At 40.1% G+C, this 17,819-nt stretch carries 22 protein-coding genes; 8 read left to right on the top strand and 14 right to left on the bottom strand.

The genetic code is table 11. From position 1 onward, the window contains the following. The first annotated feature begins 74 nt into the window (after positions 1–74). From V6Z54_RS11655 to mnhG, 7 genes are read left to right on the top strand one after another with little or no spacing between them, the layout of a single operon-like run. Complete coding sequence (locus V6Z54_RS11655; RefSeq protein ID WP_338527346.1) at positions 75–2,480, top strand: Na+/H+ antiporter subunit A; 2,406 nt, start codon at positions 75–77, stop codon at positions 2,478–2,480. Then, a complete protein-coding gene (locus tag V6Z54_RS11650) occupies positions 2,477–2,908 on the top strand; it encodes a Na(+)/H(+) antiporter subunit B (protein WP_041088475.1) in 432 nt (143 codons plus the stop codon). The genes V6Z54_RS11655 and V6Z54_RS11650 overlap by 4 nt, the downstream gene beginning before the upstream one ends. Next, the gene (locus tag V6Z54_RS11645; protein WP_024423316.1) at positions 2,908–3,249 is read left to right on the top strand and encodes a Na(+)/H(+) antiporter subunit C; all 342 of its coding nucleotides are present in this window, start codon (positions 2,908–2,910) and stop codon (positions 3,247–3,249) included. The genes V6Z54_RS11650 and V6Z54_RS11645 overlap by 1 nt, the downstream gene beginning before the upstream one ends. Then, entirely contained in the window at positions 3,242–4,720 is a 1,479-nt protein-coding gene (locus V6Z54_RS11640) for a Na+/H+ antiporter subunit D (protein WP_338527345.1), read from the top strand. The genes V6Z54_RS11645 and V6Z54_RS11640 overlap by 8 nt, the downstream gene beginning before the upstream one ends. A gap of 6 nt (positions 4,721–4,726) precedes the next feature. Then, positions 4,727–5,206 (top strand): Na+/H+ antiporter subunit E, encoded by a 480-nt coding sequence (locus tag V6Z54_RS11635; RefSeq protein WP_024423318.1) that lies wholly within the window; start codon positions 4,727–4,729, stop codon positions 5,204–5,206. Beyond that, positions 5,206–5,487, top strand: a complete 282-nt coding sequence (locus V6Z54_RS11630) for a Na(+)/H(+) antiporter subunit F1 (RefSeq protein WP_039181117.1) — start codon at positions 5,206–5,208, stop codon at positions 5,485–5,487. Before V6Z54_RS11635 ends, V6Z54_RS11630 begins: the two co-directional genes overlap by 1 nt. After that, on the top strand, positions 5,471–5,845 hold the full coding sequence (gene mnhG / locus V6Z54_RS11625) for a monovalent cation/H(+) antiporter subunit G (protein ID WP_024423320.1): 375 nt from the start codon (positions 5,471–5,473) through the stop codon (positions 5,843–5,845). Before V6Z54_RS11630 ends, mnhG begins: the two co-directional genes overlap by 17 nt. Positions 5,846–5,935: 90 nt before the next feature. Here the strand turns inward: mnhG and V6Z54_RS11620 are convergent, their stop codons facing one another. The 6 genes from V6Z54_RS11620 to degQ form a co-directional block, all read right to left on the bottom strand. Then, positions 5,936–6,325 carry a hotdog fold thioesterase gene (locus V6Z54_RS11620; protein WP_041088470.1) on the bottom strand — a complete coding sequence of 130 codons (390 nt, stop codon included), beginning with the start codon at positions 6,323–6,325 and terminating at the stop codon, positions 5,936–5,938. Positions 6,326–6,348: 23 nt separating this feature from the next. Continuing rightward, entirely contained in the window at positions 6,349–6,990 is a 642-nt protein-coding gene (locus tag V6Z54_RS11615; protein ID WP_024423322.1) for a response regulator transcription factor, read from the bottom strand. A gap of 80 nt (positions 6,991–7,070) precedes the next feature. Beyond that, positions 7,071–9,383 (bottom strand): ATP-binding protein, encoded by a 2,313-nt coding sequence (locus V6Z54_RS11610; RefSeq protein WP_041088467.1) that lies wholly within the window; start codon positions 9,381–9,383, stop codon positions 7,071–7,073. Between the two features lie 54 nt (positions 9,384–9,437). Beyond that, on the bottom strand, positions 9,438–9,608 hold the full coding sequence (gene comX / locus V6Z54_RS11605) for a competence pheromone ComX (protein WP_073979080.1): 171 nt from the start codon (positions 9,606–9,608) through the stop codon (positions 9,438–9,440). Continuing rightward, a complete protein-coding gene (locus tag V6Z54_RS11600; RefSeq protein WP_073979079.1) occupies positions 9,605–10,519 on the bottom strand; it encodes a polyprenyl synthetase family protein in 915 nt (304 codons plus the stop codon). The genes comX and V6Z54_RS11600 overlap by 4 nt, the downstream gene beginning before the upstream one ends. A 151-nt stretch (positions 10,520–10,670) precedes the next feature. Next, positions 10,671–10,811: a degradation enzyme regulation protein DegQ gene (gene degQ / locus V6Z54_RS11595; protein ID WP_003213123.1), complete on the bottom strand. Its 141-nt coding sequence runs from the start codon at positions 10,809–10,811 to the stop codon at positions 10,671–10,673. A gap of 505 nt (positions 10,812–11,316) precedes the next feature. On the opposite strand from degQ, the gene V6Z54_RS11590 reads away from it, so the two are divergent. Next, positions 11,317–11,673, top strand: coding sequence for an inner spore coat protein (locus V6Z54_RS11590; protein WP_269102381.1), 357 nt, complete (start codon positions 11,317–11,319; stop codon positions 11,671–11,673). Positions 11,674–11,708: 35 nt separating this feature from the next. On the opposite strand, the gene V6Z54_RS11585 is transcribed toward V6Z54_RS11590, so the two are convergent. The 8 genes from V6Z54_RS11585 to V6Z54_RS11550 form a co-directional block, all read right to left on the bottom strand. Then, positions 11,709–12,935 carry an HDOD domain-containing protein gene (locus V6Z54_RS11585; RefSeq protein ID WP_041088461.1) on the bottom strand — a complete coding sequence of 409 codons (1,227 nt, stop codon included), beginning with the start codon at positions 12,933–12,935 and terminating at the stop codon, positions 11,709–11,711. A 137-nt stretch (positions 12,936–13,072) separates the two neighbouring features. Beyond that, entirely contained in the window at positions 13,073–14,545 is a 1,473-nt protein-coding gene (locus V6Z54_RS11580; protein WP_024423327.1) for a nicotinate phosphoribosyltransferase, read from the bottom strand. Positions 14,546–14,562: 17 nt separating this feature from the next. Next, positions 14,563–15,114 (bottom strand): isochorismatase family cysteine hydrolase, encoded by a 552-nt coding sequence (locus V6Z54_RS11575; protein ID WP_024425949.1) that lies wholly within the window; start codon positions 15,112–15,114, stop codon positions 14,563–14,565. 60 nt (positions 15,115–15,174) lie between these two features. Continuing rightward, positions 15,175–15,582, bottom strand: a complete 408-nt coding sequence (locus tag V6Z54_RS11570) for a YueI family protein (RefSeq protein WP_269102383.1) — start codon at positions 15,580–15,582, stop codon at positions 15,175–15,177. Between the two features lie 27 nt (positions 15,583–15,609). Beyond that, on the bottom strand, positions 15,610–15,858 hold the full coding sequence (locus V6Z54_RS11565) for a YueH family protein (RefSeq protein WP_041088665.1): 249 nt from the start codon (positions 15,856–15,858) through the stop codon (positions 15,610–15,612). Positions 15,859–15,954: 96 nt separating this feature from the next. Continuing rightward, positions 15,955–16,176, bottom strand: a complete 222-nt coding sequence (locus tag V6Z54_RS11560) for a spore germination protein (RefSeq protein ID WP_041088663.1) — start codon at positions 16,174–16,176, stop codon at positions 15,955–15,957. Between the two features lie 98 nt (positions 16,177–16,274). After that, positions 16,275–16,496, bottom strand: a complete 222-nt coding sequence (locus V6Z54_RS11555; RefSeq protein WP_041088457.1) for a spore germination protein — start codon at positions 16,494–16,496, stop codon at positions 16,275–16,277. A gap of 66 nt (positions 16,497–16,562) precedes the next feature. Continuing rightward, positions 16,563–17,666: an AI-2E family transporter gene (locus V6Z54_RS11550; RefSeq protein WP_041088455.1), complete on the bottom strand. Its 1,104-nt coding sequence runs from the start codon at positions 17,664–17,666 to the stop codon at positions 16,563–16,565. Positions 17,667–17,819: the final 153 nt, after the last annotated feature.

The following is a 17,819-nucleotide window of genomic DNA, read 5'->3' as shown; positions in this document are numbered from 1 at the left end:
TGTATTTACGCTATAATTTTAATTACCAGTTCTTTAGAACGTGAATTTATATTGATCAAAGGAGGTTCATTTTTTTGCAGCTTATTCACTTCGCCATCCTATCACCTTTTTTACTCGCTTTTGTTGTACCTTTCCTTTACAAATATGTGAGACGTATACATACAGGATGGTTTGTTCTCATCTTGCCGATTCTTTTATTTACCTATTTCATCCAAATGTTACACATCACTTCGAATGGACGAACGCTTTTCTCACAGGCTGAATGGATTCCATCTTTAGGGATGAATTTCACTGTGTATGTCGATGGTCTCAGCCTGTTATTTGCTTTATTAATTACAGGTATCGGCTCACTTGTGGTGCTGTACAGTATTTTCTACTTATCAAAGGAAAAAGAACAGCTTGGCTCTTTCTACACGTATTTGCTCATGTTTATGACCGCGATGCTGGGTGTCGTTCTTTCTGACAACATGGTGGTTTTATACTTGTTTTGGGAGTTAACGAGTATCTCTTCCTTCCTCTTAATTGGGTATTGGTATAAGCGGGAGCGCTCTAGGTATGGAGCAACGAAATCACTGCTTATTACTGTTTTTGGCGGATTAGCTATGCTTGGTGGCTTCATCCTCATTTACCTGATTACTGATTCATTCAGTATTCGAGAAGCAGTCAATCAGCTTCAGCTCATTATGGCATCACCTTACTTTCTCCCTGCCATGATCCTAATCTTACTAGGTGCGTTTACGAAATCAGCGCAGTTTCCATTCTATATCTGGCTGCCTGATGCAATGGAAGCACCGACCCCTGTGAGCAGTTATCTGCATTCTGCTACGATGGTGAAAGCCGGTATTTATCTTGTTGCCCGCTTCAGTCCAATCTTTGCTATATCAGAGGTATGGTTCTGGACCATTTCCATCGTGGGACTTGTCACATTATTCTGGGGATCATTCCACGCCGTCCGGCAAAACGATTTGAAAGCCATTCTGGCCTATTCGACAGTGAGTCAGCTCGGCATGATTATGCTCATGCTTGGCGTCGGCGCAGCTGCAATTCATGAAAACAATCCTGCCTTTTTTGGCGCAGCCGTTCTTGCAGCTATTTTTCATCTCATTAACCATGCTACGTTTAAAGGCAGTCTCTTTATGGCAGCTGGTATTATCGATCATGAAACAGGAACTCGTGACATTCGGAAATTAGGCGGATTAATGACGATCATGCCGATTACCTTCACCATTACGTTAATCGGTACATTTTCAATGGCCGGATTACCGCCATTTAACGGTTTCTTAAGTAAAGAGCTATTTTTCACAAGTATGAGACGGATTTCTGATATCAGCTTTACGGACGTTTCAACATGGGGTGCCATCTTCCCGACACTCGCTTGGCTCGCTAGCGTCTTTACGTTCATTTATAGTATGATGCTCCTCTTTAAAACTTTTAGAGGCCGTCTAAATATAGACCAATTGGAGAAAAAACCGCATGAAGCACCGATCGGCATGCTCATTCCGCCAATCATTCTGGCTGCACTTGTGGTCACCTTCTTCTTTTTCCCTAATATCCTTGCCTATTCTGTCATCGAACCCGCAATTGCGGCGATCATTCCTGAAGCGATTGAAACAGGAAGCCGTTTTTCTGTGAAAATTAAAGCATGGCATGGCTTCCAGCCAGAGCTCTATATGACAATAGGTGTTGTTGTACTCGGCACAATCGGTTACTTGACGCTTTCAAAATGGCGTCCAATGTACAACATCTTTAAGGAAAAGTGGTCATTTAACGCTTTATACGACCGCTCTCTTATCGGTTTGGAAAAAGGTTCATACCGCCTGACAAACAGTTATATGACTGGTTTTCTTCGTGACTATCTTGTCTATGTGTTTGGGTTCATGATTATCGTCATTGGCGGCGTGATGTTTTATCAGCAGGCCTTTTCATTTCAAACAGATCAGGCTGCCTCAATTGGCACGTATGAGGTGATTCTTTCACTTGTAATGGTGGCGGCGACGATTGCAACTGTATTCGCAAGCTCACGATTAACAGCTATTATTGCTCTAGGTGTCATGGGTTACACGCTGTCATTATTCTTCGTGATTTTCAGAGCACCTGACCTTGCGCTGACGCAGCTGATTATTGAAACTATTTCTGTCGCACTGTTTTTGCTTTGCTTCTATCATTTGCCGAAGCTGAGCTTAAAGCAAAAAACGAGAAGGTTCAAAATGACCAATTTCATCATTTCATTAGGTGTTGGGGTTGTTGTCACTTGTCTAGCTTTTGCTTCCACAAGTCAGCAGTCAATTGACACTATCTCAACTTACTTTATTGAGAACAGCTACAAACTTGCTGGCGGTGACAATATTGTCAATGTCATTCTTGTAGATTTCAGGGGCTTTGATACCCTCTTTGAAATTACCGTGCTCGCCATTGCAGCACTTGGTATTTATGGGTTATTAAAAACACAAGCAAAACGGAAGAGAGGTGTGCGGCGATGAGAAAGGTTGATACGAATGATATGCTTTTGCAAGTCACAACAAAAATAACAGCATTCATCATCTTGCTTTTCTCCCTTCACCTATTTCTTGCGGGACATAACAATCCTGGCGGCGGATTCATAGGCGGCCTGATGAGTGCTGCGGCTTTCGTTCTTCTTCTTTTAGCCTATGATCTGAAGACAGTAAGACGCATTTTGCCATTTGACTTTATTTATGTAACTGGAGCCGGTTTGCTCGTTGCGATCCTGACAGGTATGGGATCCTTTCTATTCGGTGCACCTTTTCTATCCCATGCATTTGATTATTTCCAATTACCGTTTTTAGGGAAAACAGAACTGGCGACAGCCGTCCTGTTTGATATCGGTGTGTATTTGGTTGTTGTCGGTGTCACCATGACCATTATTCAAATGATTGGAGAGAAGGAATAATGGAATTTCTAATGTCTATTATCGTCGGAATTATTTTTATGGCGGCGACCTATTTGATGCTGTCAAAGAGCCTTCTGCGGGTCATCGTCGGTACTGCTGTTTTGAGTCACGGCGTCCACTTGCTTCTTTTAACAATGGGCGGCTTAAAAAAGGGAGCACCTCCAGTTCTAAAAGAGGGGCTCACATCCTATGTGGATCCATTGCCACAAGCATTAATTTTAACAGCCATTGTCATTGCTTTTGGTGTGACATCCTTATTACTTGTCATGGCCTTCCGTGCCTTCCAAGAGCTGCGAACAGATGACATGGATCAAATGAGAGGAAATGATCAGCATGAATAATCTCGTGATCCTGCCTATTTTAATTCCATTACTAGCTGCTACACTATTGATCTTTATGAATAAAAACATCATGCTGTCAAGAGTCTTTAGTGTCTTAACATCTCTTTCAGCCATTATATGTAATGCATATTTGGTTCAAACGATTTTCACAAATGGGATACAAACCCTTTATTTAGGCGGATGGAAAGCGCCATTTGGGATTGCCCTTGTGGCCGATCAATTTGCTGCACTCCTTGTGCTGACCGCTTCCGTTGTCGGGCTTGTGACAGTCCTCTTCTCCTTTCAAACGATTGGGAAAGAAAGAGAGCGGCTCTTCTATTATTCTGGCGTACAGTTTTTATTAGCTGGCGTGAGCGGAGCCTTTTTAACGGGAGATATTTTCAACCTATTTGTATTCTTTGAATTACTGCTGATGGCATCTTATATGCTCATTGTATTAGGCGGATCAAAGCCTCAGCTTCGTGAATCACTCAAATATATTGTGTTTAATATCATCTCGTCGGCATTATTTATTGTCGGAGTCGCCTGTTTATATGCAGTGACGGGTACGCTCAATATGGCTGATTTAAGTGTGAAAATAGCTGAATCAGGGCAAACAGGGTTAATCACTGTTATTTCCATTCTGTTCCTCATTGTATTCGGCTTAAAAGCTGGGATCTTCCCGCTTTATTTCTGGCTGCCAGGATCTTATCACGCGCCGCCAGCAGCGATTTCAGCTCTATTTGGGGCTTTGCTCACAAAGGTTGGCTTATATGCGATTGCCAGAGTCTTTACATTAATTTTTATACACGATATAGGCTTTACCCATACACTCATGGCGTGGCTTGCCGCACTGACAGTGATATTCGGTGTGATAGGCTCGATCGCCTATTCTGACGTTCAGAAGATCGTGATTTATAACATTGTCACAGCTGTTGGGGTCATTTTGTTTGGATTTGCAGCCAACACACCTGCATCACTCCAAGGTGCCATTTATTATCTCATTCACGACATGGTGATCAAAGGTGCTTTATTTATGCTGGCAGGTGCCCTCTTTGTGTATGCTGGTACAAATCAACTAAAAAAAATGGGCGGACTGATTCAATCCCAGCCTCTATTAGGATGGATGTTTTTCATTTCGGCTTTATCGCTGGCAGGAATTCCGCCGCTGAGTGGCTTTGTTGGAAAACTAAAAATTGTGGAAGGTGGATTTTCTGCTGGACACATGACGTTTTCTATCCTGGTCTTACTGTCCAGTCTCCTTGTCCTCTACTCTATTATGAAGATTTTCATGTCCGCATTTTGGGGTGAGGAACAGGATATGCGAAGAAGAAAGCCGTCAATTAAAGGAATGGTGTACCCTGGCGTACTGCTTGTCGTCTTATCGCTTGCCATTGGGTTAGGGACAGAGTTCATTGCCCCTTATATCAATCAAGCAGCGGAAATGCTCTCTACACCAGAAAAATATATTCAAGCTGTGCTGAAGGAGTAGATGAACATGGCCTTTCAAATATTACTAAACGCTCTCCTCGCCTTTACATGGATGTTTATGAATGATACATACAGAGCCGCAGACTTTGTATCAGGTTTTGCATTAGGGATGATCGCCATTTTTATGCTGCGTCGATTTTTCCCGCAGCGTTTTTACGGCTATGCCCTTTATGCGATTTTCAAACTTATCATCATTTTTATTCGCGAGCTGCTTCTTGCCAATTTAAGTGTATTAAAGACTGTATTATCTCCAAAGCTCAAGATTAAGCCCGGTATTTTCGCCTTTCGCACGGATTTGAAAACAGATTGGGAAATCACCATACTGTCCAATATGATTACATTGACACCAGGTACACTAGTGATTGATATTTCCGATGATCGTTCCATTTTATACATTCATGCGATGGATATTGAAGATGCTGAAAAAGCCATTCATGATATCCGGGTTTCATTTGAAAAAGCGATTCAGGAGGTGAGCGGTAAGTAATGGAACTCATTTTGCAAATTTCACTTGGCATTCTTGCGCTGTCTACCTTGCTTTTTGTAATACGAGTGATCAAAGGTCCCTCTATTCCTGATCGTGTGAGTGCGCTTGATGCGATAGGAATCAATTTAATTGGGATGACAGCCATCGTTTCAATTTTACTGAAAACCACTGCATTCTTTGAGATTATTTTACTGCTCGGCATCCTTGCCTTTATCGGTACTGTCGCTTTTTCCAAATTCCTTGAGAAAGGGGAAGTGATTGAAAATGATCGTCATCGCTAAAGCCATCGTGATTTTCTTTATCCTGCTAGGCGCTATCCTCTGTTTGATTTCAGCCATTGGTGTCCTTCGCCTGCCGGATGTTTACACACGAATGCATGCTGCATCAAAAGCATCGACCCTTGGCGTTGTTCTGATTTTAGTAGGTGTGTTTTTTCACGAATGGTTTCTTGCAGGCGTTATTTCTGCAAAAATCCTTCTCGGCATCGTATTCATCTTCCTGACAGCACCAGTCGGCGCACACTTAATCGGAAGAGCCGCCTACAATACTGGTGTTAAGCTCGACAAACGCAGTGTCCAAGATGATTATGGCGGTTTCCGTAACTTTGTGATTAAGCGAAAAGAAGATTCTTATTTATAAAAAGCGAAAAAGAATGGCCTGCCATGTTGGGCCATTCTTTTTTTCGCTCAACCTCATATAAAAAAAGCTTCCGCTGCACCGGGAGCTTTTTTATATGCGATCAATGACAGCAAGTGTGCATCTTGACGTACAGATGTGCCGGTCTCGATCATCTTTTATATCGATTTGAAATACCATTGTACGCCGTCCTACATGTACAGGAACAGCTGTCGCTGTCACAACTCCATCGCGTACAGATTTTAAATGATTGGCATTGATTTCAATACCTGAGCAAACTTGCTGCGTTAAGTCTAAATGAGCCGCAGCCCCCATGCTCGCCACTGTTTCTGCTAGAGCAGCAGATGCTCCTCCGTGCAGCAGCCCAAATGGCTGTTTTGTTCTGTGATCGACTGGCATCGTTGCAACGCATCGTGACACATTGCACTCTACAATCTCAATGCCTAGTGCCTCAAGCAGTGTATTTGATCCGCTCACATCCATTAAGGCCCTCTCCCTTCACACGTTTACAGCACACTTTCAGACTTAGCAATTAACACCGCTTCTGTACGAGATCCAACATTCAGCTTATTAAAGATGGATGTCAAGCTGTACTCAATTGACCGTTTGCTCAAATGAAGCACATCGGCAATCTCTTGGTTCGTGTATCCTTTTTCTACTTCTCTAAGGATCAAACACTCCCGTTCGGTTAAGAGATCGTGATCAGTCTGCTGCGCCTGTTCTGGCTTTTCTTGCTGCTGTGAAATTAATTTCTTTAAATAGGACAGCTGAATGACAACTTCCCCTTGCAATGTCCGGTGTATGTATTCAATAATTTTGTCTTTCGTCTCTGTTTTGCTAATTGCACCGTGTAATCCAGCCCGAATAGCCTCTTCAAAATAATCATCTACTTCATACCCTGTATAAATGATAATTTTCACTTGATGGTTGGTTTCTAAAATTTGTTTCGCAATGTCCATTCCATTGATATCCCCGAGATTTAAATCCATTAAAATCACATCATAGATGGAAAAGTCATGCGTCTTTAAAAAGGCGGCTTCTGCATCAGGACTTAAACAATCGACTGATAGCTGCTGGTCTGATTCTAATATGCTTTTTGTCCCTTCCATGACAGCCGGATGATCATCAATGACCAATATCTTCTTCATGTCTTCCTCCCTTTAAATCACTCACTTCCATTTTATATAAAAGACTTGGCTGATGCCAAGTCTTAATCCTTAATAAATCGTTACAATTCCATTTCAATTTTCACCTTGAGCCCTCTTTCAGGGGCTGTGTGAATTTGAAGCTTTCCATTTAATGCTTTGACTCGTTCTCTAATTCCCGAAAGCCCCATGCTCATTGTGTGCTGATCAAGATGACTTGCATCAAAACCGACTCCATCATCCTCATAGTGAAGAACAACCTGATCTTTAATACAAATCAGCATCACTAACACTTGAGTGGCTTTAGAGTGCTTCAGGGCATTGGATAACAGCTCCTGAACAATTCGGTAAATATTCAGCTGTGAATCAATATCAATGTCCAATTCTTTATCAAAGCGTGTCGTATTCAGCCTAATATGAAACGGTGCTTCCTCCTGAATTTGAGAAGTCAGCTTGGATATCGCCTTTACTAAACCTAAATCATACAGCAGCTGCGGCCGAAGCTCATGACATGTTTCTCTCGTCGTTTGAATCACCTTAGACATTTGATCGTTCCATGAGATAAGCGAATTTTCAATAGATGTCGGGCATTGATTGTTTTGGAAATTCGTTAAAAACATCTCCGACTGTCTTTTTAGTGATATCAAGTCCTGCAGCACGGAATCATGAAGATCCCTTGCTAAATCTGAGCGCTGCTTTTCTTCCATGGCAAACATGATTTTCTTCAGCCAGGCAGGATTGGCCTCGCGCTGTTTCAAATCGTCAAGATGCTCCATCAACTCTTCGATCTTGACGACATTTTCTAAACTGACACTGGTGTAAAATGCCAATGTTTTCAGCCAAGAAATCTCATCACGCGTCAATTTCGGTGTCTGTATATTGGATAAGCAGCAAATCATAAACGAGTGACCGCCCCGCTCGCCAATTTTCATCATAAACCCTTTATCAAGCTCGATGATTTTACCAACTTCACCTAAAATATCTTGAAATTGATCCACGTATTCTTTCCATAGCTTACTATCATTTGTTGATTCATCAATTTCAATAATTTGTCCGTCAGCCTTCACCTCAAGCACAAAGGCTTTATTCACAACAAGCACTTCTAAAATGGTGTATTTCAAATGATACAGCACTTGATGAAGTGATGATGCCTCACGAATAAGCTGCGTGAATTTAAACACGCTGTCCTGGTAATTATGCTTCTCTGAAAAACGCTTCAGACGAAAACGGAAATCTAGAATTTCTTTGAAATAGAAAACAGCCAGCATGAGTGTATAGGTAATTATTGCGAGCTTCAGTGTGTACTTCAAATCTTCTGGTTTTTGCAGAATATAAAACGTGACAACAACAAAAATGGTCGGTGTAATGGCAAGAAATCCATAGTATTTCAGTCTACTAATCAAAAAATCCATATTGTAAAGTTTGTTCGTCATGAATTGATACACCAGTGAAAAAGGAATGAGCAAGACAAAAGAAGTTAAGAAAAAGGGATCTACGACATAAATACGAAACAAAACATATGGAATTGCAAATAAAAAGATAAATGGACAAAATGCTATGATATTTATCATGACAAAAAACTTTAAAACAGACCCCTGCTCTGTCTCTTTATATTTCCGCATTCCATTGATAATCACTTTGAATGACATGATAATAGAAGCGAAAAAGAATAAAAGATTTAAACTTGGCATGTATCTGGCTATCACCGAATCAATTGGAACAATTAACTCTATTACTAGATTAATTATAGGAAGACTATATAAAAAGCGAATCGTTTTTTGAGTCGTTAAATGTAGGTCAAACTCTTTGAAATATTGATAAATGAAATGAATATAAAAGATAAATACACTTGATAAACAAAATGTGATGACATAATGGCTAAATCTATCACCAATACCTGAAGTACCTGCACTAAGATATCCGATACAAATCGTTAATAAAAATAAAATTAAAAGGAATGCTGATTTTCGTTGGGCCTCTTTGTTAATTCGAATGATAAAGAAGATACAAAATAAACAAATTGAATACAGGATAAGAGGAATTAAATAGACAAATAAACTTTCTTGACCAATCAATGTCTTATTTTTTAGGGTGATCATTTGGTTGCCTCTTTGAATATCAATTCTTTGCACATTCCTAAGCTCACCATTGATCAAATGATCTTTGTTGTTAGCAGGTTCCCCATTGATTTTAAGTATAATATCTCCTTCTTCTAATCCTGATGTGTAGGCTAAAGAAAGATATTCAACTTTGACAACTTCTGCTTGACCGTTCTTGTTCTCCGCTACACGTGCTCCATTAAAAATATCAAATACATAAATATATGAAACATAGATCACAAATAAAAAAGACAGAAAAACCAAAAAAGCAGATAGTTTCGTATAAGTTATCTTCATGTATAAAACATCCTTAACTGGAGAACTTTTAAATCATTTTTTAAATGAATAGTATCATTTATAGTACCATATATAATCTGCAGACATTTGCCCTTTTTTAATGCCTTGAATAATTACTTTCATGGTTTGCTCATCTGTGTGAATTAAATTTGCATTCCCTAACTCCAATTCATTCACAACACCAGGATTTTTCACTAAATATGCAATAACATTTTGAATGTTCAACCATTGCCCTCCTTTGTCATAAATGCACATAATTGTTCCTTCTTCGTCCCCGGTAAATCAAGTTGTTCAATTCCTTGCTTCATTTTTAACAGCATAATCTCTCTCATCGATACCATGTACTGAGTCAAACCAGCTTCAAGTAACTTCTGCTTCAATTGAAACGGCTTTTGCTCTGACTCATCCAGCCGCTTAGAAAAGAAGGAAAGAAGCTCTTGACTGGCATCGTTAAAACGTCTTTGTAAATAACTGAATGCCAGCGTTTGTTTTTTTTGAAAATCTCCGTTTGATTTTGAAAATAACGCAAAAAAATCGTTACTGATCTGTTCAGCAACACCATAATATATCGAATAAGATTCCACAGTGGCGTTTATTTTTCCTGTCGCTAAATAAACACCCAGTACGCTAGAAAGAGCTGTTAAAGATCCTGATTTTTTCCTTAAAACCTCTACACACTCTTCTTCTGTTCCATGCAAATGACGCAAATCCTCGTGCTGCCCTTCCATTGACATTTTGATGAAATGGAACAATTTCTCTATTAGTTGTGGATTATTTTCACATATGGATGTGATGAATTGGATACTCACCGTATACAAATACGTAGATGCATTGATGGCCACTCCTTGGTCGACGTTCATCCAAGGATACGAATCATTGTCCTGATCTTCAATATCATCTAATATATCGGCAGATAAAATGAGAAGTTCAATCCCTGCTGCCAGTTTTGAAATCGCTTGCTTGTCTTGTCCGCCAAATGCCTCATAATGCTGGTAAGCCAATTGACCAAGAGGAAATTCTTCTTTTCTATCTGTAAATTTCAGAAGCAGCTTTTGTAAATCATTCTGCCTGACTGCATGTTGAATAAAATCAGACATATTCTGCTTGATTTTTGTATTCTCTAGATAGTTTAGCATACTCGATCTTGTACCTCACCCTTTCGTCTTTTATTTTACTAAAAAGACATAAGCAAATGTCCACTGACATCACTATTTAACAATTATATAATAATATATCCTTTTTTTGTATGTATTTGGATAAAAAAAAGACTTGATGATTATCAAGTCTTTAAGAAATTTTCACATATTCATATTTGTCGTATTGATCAATGCTTTTGTTAATGTTATGAAGAGAAGCCGTTGTTTCTCTGATTTCGTTTTCAAGTTTCCATAATAATTGTTTAAGTTCTTCGATTTCATACTTTTCCATCGATTCCACTCTCCTTTTTTGGAAGATCAATGTATTTGTGTATGGTGATTGGGTCATAAGTATTTGATCTGTTACTAACAGTGTAAATGTAATTGAGTATTTTTTCACCGAAAAGTATGCACAAAACGTGTGCGTGATACCGCAAAATTCAATAGGTCTTTTTTCATCATTTTCTGACTTTTCAAATCATACTTTTATCTCAATTTCAAAGGAATTGCGTCATTTTTGCGACAGGAATAGGCATCATTCGTCACACTTCTCTTCCAATAGAACGTACGATCCCCTCTGTATCTTCGGTTTTGCGTGTCATAGGTCAGACGACAGACGCTATTGTGGACACCGCAATTTTTTGGCGACATTCACCGAAATTGACCGCAAAAGTACCTATTTTTATGCTGGAATTACATAGATAGAAAGATCATTTTGATTCTTTATTCTGATTTTCTACATACATTTAGAACAGATATCCGTCCAATTTCACGTCAATGAGAGAAGAGGTGACCATGTGTTTTACTATGTTCCTTATCATGCTTTGCAGATTCCCGCAATGAGCCGCGCATACCCGCCGCGCACGCCAATGACTTTTCCTCCAGTTGATGCCCACTCATTTCAACGAGCCGCAAAAGAATCAGCCCGTCTCGTTGCTGATGCTTCACTCATTACACAGCAAATTTCAAGCTCCCTTCCGTTTGCGCAGCGCATCATGGAGGCTGCTGAACGCTCTGATTCGACAAGTGTCATCCGAATGCTGAAGCAAATCGGTGTGAAAAGCGGCATCGATATCCGCTTTAGTCCAGAAGGCATTCGAATCTACTTGTCTCTTGCCTCCAGCAGACTTTTCCTTCTTTTACAGTGGGCATGACAAAGAAAAAGCCGCTCTCACGCGAGCGGCTTTTCTTAAGATTCAAACATTTTATGGCACCATTCAATGGCTTCAATATAACAGCCATAGGCTTCCTGTTTCGGGAGATTTCCAACTAACATCTCATCATCCCATTCATTTCGTTCAATACGTTTGGCCACACCTAACACAAAAGAATAATCATTTTCATAGCCAAGCAGTGCCTCGCCAACTTCATCAGAAAGCGGCAGCTCCTTCACAAGTTCTGTGATATCTGCCCTGACAAGTGTATCAATGAGAGAAAACATACCTGTCAGCATATAAGAGGCAGGGTGCTTTCGTTCAGTCCGAGAGGCAATCAGTTCACACGTTTTGGCACGAATGAATGACATTTTGATAATTTCTTTTTGGCTTGAGTTAGCTTGGACATTCAGTTCTTTAAATGAAAGGATAAAGATCCAGCGCCGAATTTCATTAAACCCAAGCAGGATAATCGCCTGCCGGATACTCTTAATTTGATATAGACGTCTCATGCCGCCTGAATTCAGCATTTTTAATAATTGATATGATAGCGAAAGGTCACTTTCAATAAAATGGGTCACGGTTTGGATATTCGGCTGGTCCTTGCTTAACTCATTTAAAAGCTGATGGTACGCATGGAAGCTGGTCGATAATGCTCGTCCCGATATCACATGCGGCTCACTAAAGAAATAACCTTGAAACAAGTGGAAGCCCGCTTTTAGCGCTTCTTCATATTCTCTTCTCGTTTCTACCTTTTCTGCTAGGAATCGAAGGCGATACTTTTTATACGTATTCAGAATATCTCTTCGTTCTTGCGTTGTCGTTTTCAGAAAGTCAATTTTTAAAATATCAATGCAATAGAGGAGTTCCTCAAGCAGCTTGTCACTATAATGTGTTCCGTTTAGGAAGAAATCATCGAGTGCAATCGTATATCCCCATTTTTTTAACTGCTTACATCTCATAATAAGTGCCGGGGTAATTGGTACATTTTCTAATATCTCGATCACAAGCTGATGCGGATCAAAATAGGTGAGCAGATCAGATGAAAGCAAGCTTTCGGTGAAATTAATGTAGCATCGTTTTCCTTCTGTCAGTGTTTCGATGCCGATATTTAGAAAACTATTGATAATGAGGTCCGTTGTCGCTTGATCACCGTCTTCAGCGCTATATGTATTGGTTTCACTATCTCTATAAAGCAGCTCATATGATACGACTTGTTCTTTTCTGTTAAAAATAGGCTGTCTCGCAACAAACACCCTCAACTGCTCCAATCCTCCTTTATGCCATGACAAACAAGATGTGCTTTCAGTATACCAAATGATTGCGATTTTAGTTCATTTTCAATCGGTCAAAATAAAAAAAAGAGACCATCTGGCTTGATGATCTCCCTTTCTTCAAATCATTCGCTTTCATAAAGCTCTTTTTTGATTTTATTTTTCACATCATGGATAAACTGCATTTTATTATCCCAGCATTTTTGACTCAAATCGACTGGATATTCTTCTGGTTTGCTGATTCGTTTGTATTCCTCCCAGAAGAGTCCAAGACTGTCCTGCACGTAAGCTTGAATCGTTTGAATATCTGGATTGTCATAGACAAGTTTTCCTTGTTCAAAAATCGGAACGTGAAGATCTTTCGCCACAAAGTTCGTCACGAATTTACTAATAAATGTATGCACAGGATGGAACATTTTTAGTTTATCCTCACTATGAACATCTTCCTCTTCAAGCGCAATATAGTCACCTTCAGAATGATGATTCAATTGATTGATAATGCGGTACACACGTTTACGGCCCGGTGTTGTCACTTTCTCTGGGTTGGATGAAATTTTGATGGTATCATTCATTTTACCGTTTTCTTCAATGGACACCAGTTTATACACTGCACCGAGGGCTGGCTGATCGAATGCTGTGATCAGTTTTGTCCCAACACCCCACACATCAATTTTGGCGCCCTGTGCCTTTAAATTCATAATGGTGTGTTCATCAAGATCGCTTGATGCAATGACTTTTGCATCATGGAATCCTGCTTCATCCAGCATTGTTCTAGCTTTTTTAGACAAGTATGCAAGGTCTCCGCTATCAAGTCTGACACCAATGAAGTTGATTTTGTCTCCAAATTCTTTCGCTACCTTAATCGCATTCGGAATACCTGATCTGACAGTATCATACGTATCGACTAAAAAGACACAGTCTGTATGTGTTTCAGCATATTTTTTAAATGCTGTATATTCATCACGGTATGCTTGTACAAGTGCGTGAGCATGTGTTCCTGATACGGGGATGTTAAAGCGTTTCCCAGCACGAACATTACTTGTTGCCTGGAAGCCGCCGATGAGTGCCGCTCTTGCTCCCCACATCGCCGCATCCATTTCATGTGCACGTCTTGTTCCGAATTCTAATGCTGTCTCATCTTCAATGATTCCTTTAATCCGAGCCGCTTTTGTTGCAATCAGCGTCTGGAAATTCACGATATTGAGCAATGCCGTTTCGATTAACTGAGCTTCAACAAGCGTTGCCTCGATACGCATAATCGGTTCATTCGCAAAGACAATTTCTCCTTCTCGCATTGAATGAAGTGTACCTGTAAAGGACAATCCGCTTAAATAGTCTATGAAATCGCTTTTATAACCAAGTTCATCTTTTAAATACGCAAGATCGCTTTCAGTGAAGGAAAAGTCCGATAAATATTCAATCGCTTTCTCTAAGCCAGCAAATACAGCGAAGCCATTGTCAAATGGAAGCTTTCTAAAGAAGAGTTCAAAGACTGCCTTCTTCTCATGAATGCCGTCTCTCCAATACGTTTCTGCCATGTTAATTTGATAAAGATCTGTATGTAGTGATAAACTGTCGTCATTAAACCGATGCTCCAACTTCCATTCTCCTTCCCTTACTTAACCACTTTCGCACCAAGCGACTGCTCAAAGTGAGAAAGTGCCCACTCGTGCCCCGCTTCATTAAAACTCGCCACAGCATTTTGGTGAATCACAAGCTCAAAGCCTTTATTGTACGCATCAACAGCTGTATGAAGTACACAAATATCGGTACATACGCCGGCTAAGTGAAGTTCCGTGATGCCGCGCTCGCGCAGTTTCATTTCTAATTGAGTGCCTGCAAAAGCAGAGTATCTTGTTTTTTCCATATAGTAGACATGTTTTAAATGTTTTGACGTGTGAAATAGTGAACTTAGTTGTCCATAAAGTTCAATACCCTCTGTTCCGCGAATATTATGGGGCGGAAATAACTTTGTCTCTGGATGATAAGGGTCCTCTTCTTCATGATGATCGACAGCAAAGACGACAAAGTGGCCTTCATCAATAAATGAAGAAGTGATCTCTGTGATCTTAGACTCAATCGCCTGTCCAGGCTTTCCGCATGTCAGTTTTCCATCGTCTGCAACAAAATCAACTGTATAATCAATACAAATCAACGCTTTGCCCATCCGCATCTCTCCCATATGCTCTTTTGAATCATTATATCTTATTCATTTCACTAGGGAAACCTATTCAACAGATTCATGAGAAAAAGCTTTTTGAAACAGTTCATCCTCTATATAAATGTGCTCCTGATTCACCGCAATTGGCATCTCTATGACAAGGCCAAAAGGAGAGTGCGCTTCGTGATGATTCACCACTTTAAAGGAACATCCAGCGGCATTTGCCATTTTCACATATTGAGAATAAGAAGCATAGGACAGTTCACCATTTAAAAGAAGTGAGGCCTGTCGATTGGCCTTCAATACTTGTTCTACCTCTTGATACGGTTTATTTCTTGATACCTGTCCCTTTGTGAGGGCGAGAAGCGCTCGTTCCCTTAATGAACCAAGAAACATCCTTCGTTCATCGGGTTTTGTTTCAGCATGTCCAAATATCCCTTGCTGCAAATAAAAGTCTACGGATTCTTCTTTCATCGCTGTTTTCACTCCTGGTTTCTAAATTTACATTTCTGTGACCCAGTGCACAATCTTGAGTGCGAGGTCACGGGCTTCGTCTGTGTCTACTCTTTCCATTAATGATTGTTCAAGCGTATGGATGAGCTGCTTCTTTTCGTCCTCATACGCAATGGAAATACTCCATTCAATGTCAGGTACGGCTACAAGCGTTTTATATTCTTTTTTATTTTCATGTAAATATACATTGTAGTTCTTTGGCTGTCCGCTTGTGATGTGTGCTTTTCTAATTTTCATTTGACTCAGTTCACACCTCTTTTTTCTTCTTACATCCATATCCATTGTACCATAAAAAAAGACAGCTTCTGAAAAGGAATTCCCTTTCAAAGCTGGCTACGCATTAAAGCTCTTTTGCTGGCTGATTAGGTCTATATCCCACATAAACGTAACGTTTGGACTGCTAAAAAATTGGACAAAGTCTCCTGCATTATAGGTACCTGAACCACCGGCGGAGTGATCGACACTTTTTGGCGAAATGGCAAAAACATCACCGAAATGTGCAGAACCATTTCCACTCACACGGTCAATATGAATAGGTCCAACAATCGCTGGCATCTTTCCACCACCTTTTCTACCCATATCATATGCCCAGCTCAAAAATACGTGTATGAAAAATAAAAAAGACAGCTGATCTGTGATCATCAGCTGTCTTTCTATGCATTAAATGATTGAGGCTGGCCAAACAATGTAAAGTCCCAAAGCATCGTGGCATTTGGATCACTTGTAAGTGACATATAATCACCGGAATTAAAGGCTCCCGCACCGCCAGAAGAGTGGTCTACAGCCAAAGGAGCAATGGCCAGGACATCACCGAAAGTAGCTGCACCGTTTCCTCCTAACGACTCGATATGAATAGGTCCAACGATTGCAGGCATCAGAATCTCCCCCTATCTGCTTATCTCAATCATCTTATGCAAGAAGGGAAAAGATGTGCATCTGTCCTAGACGTTTAAATGCTGTTCCTTGCGAGAGCGCTGACGCAGCTGCACCAATCTGACAATATTCAAGGTGATGGCTTTGAGCAGTGCATAAACAGGAACCGCAAAGATCATGCCAAGGATTCCGCCAAAGCTTCCTGCCCCAATTAATAACAAGATAATGGTCAAAGGATGTGTGTTGAGGCGTTTCCCAATAATCAAAGGTGAAATGACATTTCCATCAATTTGCTGAACGACAAGAATGACAATGACTGTCACCACCGCTTTTCCAGGCGAATCAAGAAACGCAATAAGCACAGCTGGTGCCGCGCCAAGATATGGCCCAAGGTATGGAATCACATTTGTGACCGCAATGATAATACCAAGAATGAGCGCATATTTCACACCAATTAATAAGTACCCGATAAAACAAGCCACTCCAACAAATAAACAGACAACAATCTGCCCTTGTATGTAAGCCGCAAGCGTATCGTTTAATTCTTTAAAGATTTTCAATCCTTCTTTACGATAAGGCATTGGCAAAAATTGAACGAGCTTGTCCGGAAACTTATGTCCGTCTTTCAACATATAAAACAAAATGAACGGAACTGTGATCACAGCTAAAGCAATATTGGCAATAACGCCAAATACAGCAGACATACTTGAAGCAATATTTTCCGGCAAATCTTTTAATGTCGAAACAATTGTCTGTTCAAACTTCGAGACGGAGACATAATCTTGGTTCATCATCCAAGTAAACGTTTTAGAATGCGAGAAGTCGTTCATAAATTTCTGCATATCCGTCACATAACCAGGGAAGCTTTTGACAAGTCCACCGACCTGCGTGACAATAATCGGTCCCGCAGCATTCACAATGAACGTGATGAGTCCGATGAACAAAAGATAAATGATCAGGATAGCAAGTGTCCTAGGAATTTTCTTGGACAAAAATCGAACAATTGGATTAAAGATGAAAAAGAGAATTCCCGCCAGCAAGATGGGAACAAACAAGGTTGAAGCAAATAAAATAATCGGCTGAAATAAAAACGAAACCTTTGTTGATACATAAACAATGAGTAAAACAAGTAATATTTGGAATGTCCAAAAATGAACTTTAGATTTTAACAAAGATGCTCCTCCTGTTACGTATTGATCTTATTAAAAAACTACTATTCAACCCACCTTCTGTCAACTGCTTCTTGTTTTAGAACCTTATTTTTTGTAAAAAAAAGAACAATTGGTATATCATGCACTTTTTCCAGATATACATTCTATAAGCAT

It is taken from the genome of Bacillus sp. MAG717A (assembly GCF_036884855.1).
Classification (GTDB): domain Bacteria; phylum Bacillota; class Bacilli; order Bacillales; family Bacillaceae; genus Bacillus; species Bacillus safensis.
The sequence above is the reverse complement of the archived record's forward strand: the minus strand, read 5'-3'. Positions and strand labels throughout refer to the sequence as shown.

Excerpts from the sequence above, each read along its gene's own strand:
- V6Z54_RS11650 (WP_041088475.1), top strand. The coding sequence starts at position 2,477 with ATGAGAAAGGTTGATACGAATGATATGCTTTTGCAAGTCACAACAAAA.
- V6Z54_RS11645 (WP_024423316.1), top strand. The coding sequence starts at position 2,908 with ATGGAATTTCTAATGTCTATTATCGTCGGAATTATTTTTATGGCGGCG.
- V6Z54_RS11640 (WP_338527345.1), top strand. The coding sequence starts at position 3,242 with ATGAATAATCTCGTGATCCTGCCTATTTTAATTCCATTACTAGCTGCT.
- V6Z54_RS11635 (WP_024423318.1), top strand. The coding sequence starts at position 4,727 with ATGGCCTTTCAAATATTACTAAACGCTCTCCTCGCCTTTACATGGATG.
- V6Z54_RS11630 (WP_039181117.1), top strand. The coding sequence starts at position 5,206 with ATGGAACTCATTTTGCAAATTTCACTTGGCATTCTTGCGCTGTCTACC.
- mnhG (WP_024423320.1), top strand. The coding sequence starts at position 5,471 with ATGATCGTCATCGCTAAAGCCATCGTGATTTTCTTTATCCTGCTAGGC.
- V6Z54_RS11620 (WP_041088470.1), bottom strand. The coding sequence starts at position 6,325 with ATGGATGTGAGCGGATCAAATACACTGCTTGAGGCACTAGGCATTGAG.
- V6Z54_RS11615 (WP_024423322.1), bottom strand. The coding sequence starts at position 6,990 with ATGAAGAAGATATTGGTCATTGATGATCATCCGGCTGTCATGGAAGGG.
- V6Z54_RS11610 (WP_041088467.1), bottom strand. The coding sequence starts at position 9,383 with ATGAAGATAACTTATACGAAACTATCTGCTTTTTTGGTTTTTCTGTCT.
- V6Z54_RS11600 (WP_073979079.1), bottom strand. The coding sequence starts at position 10,519 with ATGCTAAACTATCTAGAGAATACAAAAATCAAGCAGAATATGTCTGAT.
- degQ (WP_003213123.1), bottom strand. The coding sequence starts at position 10,811 with ATGGAAAAGTATGAAATCGAAGAACTTAAACAATTATTATGGAAACTT.
- V6Z54_RS11575 (WP_024425949.1), bottom strand. The coding sequence starts at position 15,114 with ATGGGCAAAGCGTTGATTTGTATTGATTATACAGTTGATTTTGTTGCA.
- V6Z54_RS11570 (WP_269102383.1), bottom strand. The coding sequence starts at position 15,582 with ATGAAAGAAGAATCCGTAGACTTTTATTTGCAGCAAGGGATATTTGGA.
- V6Z54_RS11565 (WP_041088665.1), bottom strand. The coding sequence starts at position 15,858 with ATGAAAATTAGAAAAGCACACATCACAAGCGGACAGCCAAAGAACTAC.
- V6Z54_RS11560 (WP_041088663.1), bottom strand. The coding sequence starts at position 16,176 with ATGCCAGCGATTGTTGGACCTATTCATATTGACCGTGTGAGTGGAAAT.
- V6Z54_RS11555 (WP_041088457.1), bottom strand. The coding sequence starts at position 16,496 with ATGCCTGCAATCGTTGGACCTATTCATATCGAGTCGTTAGGAGGAAAC.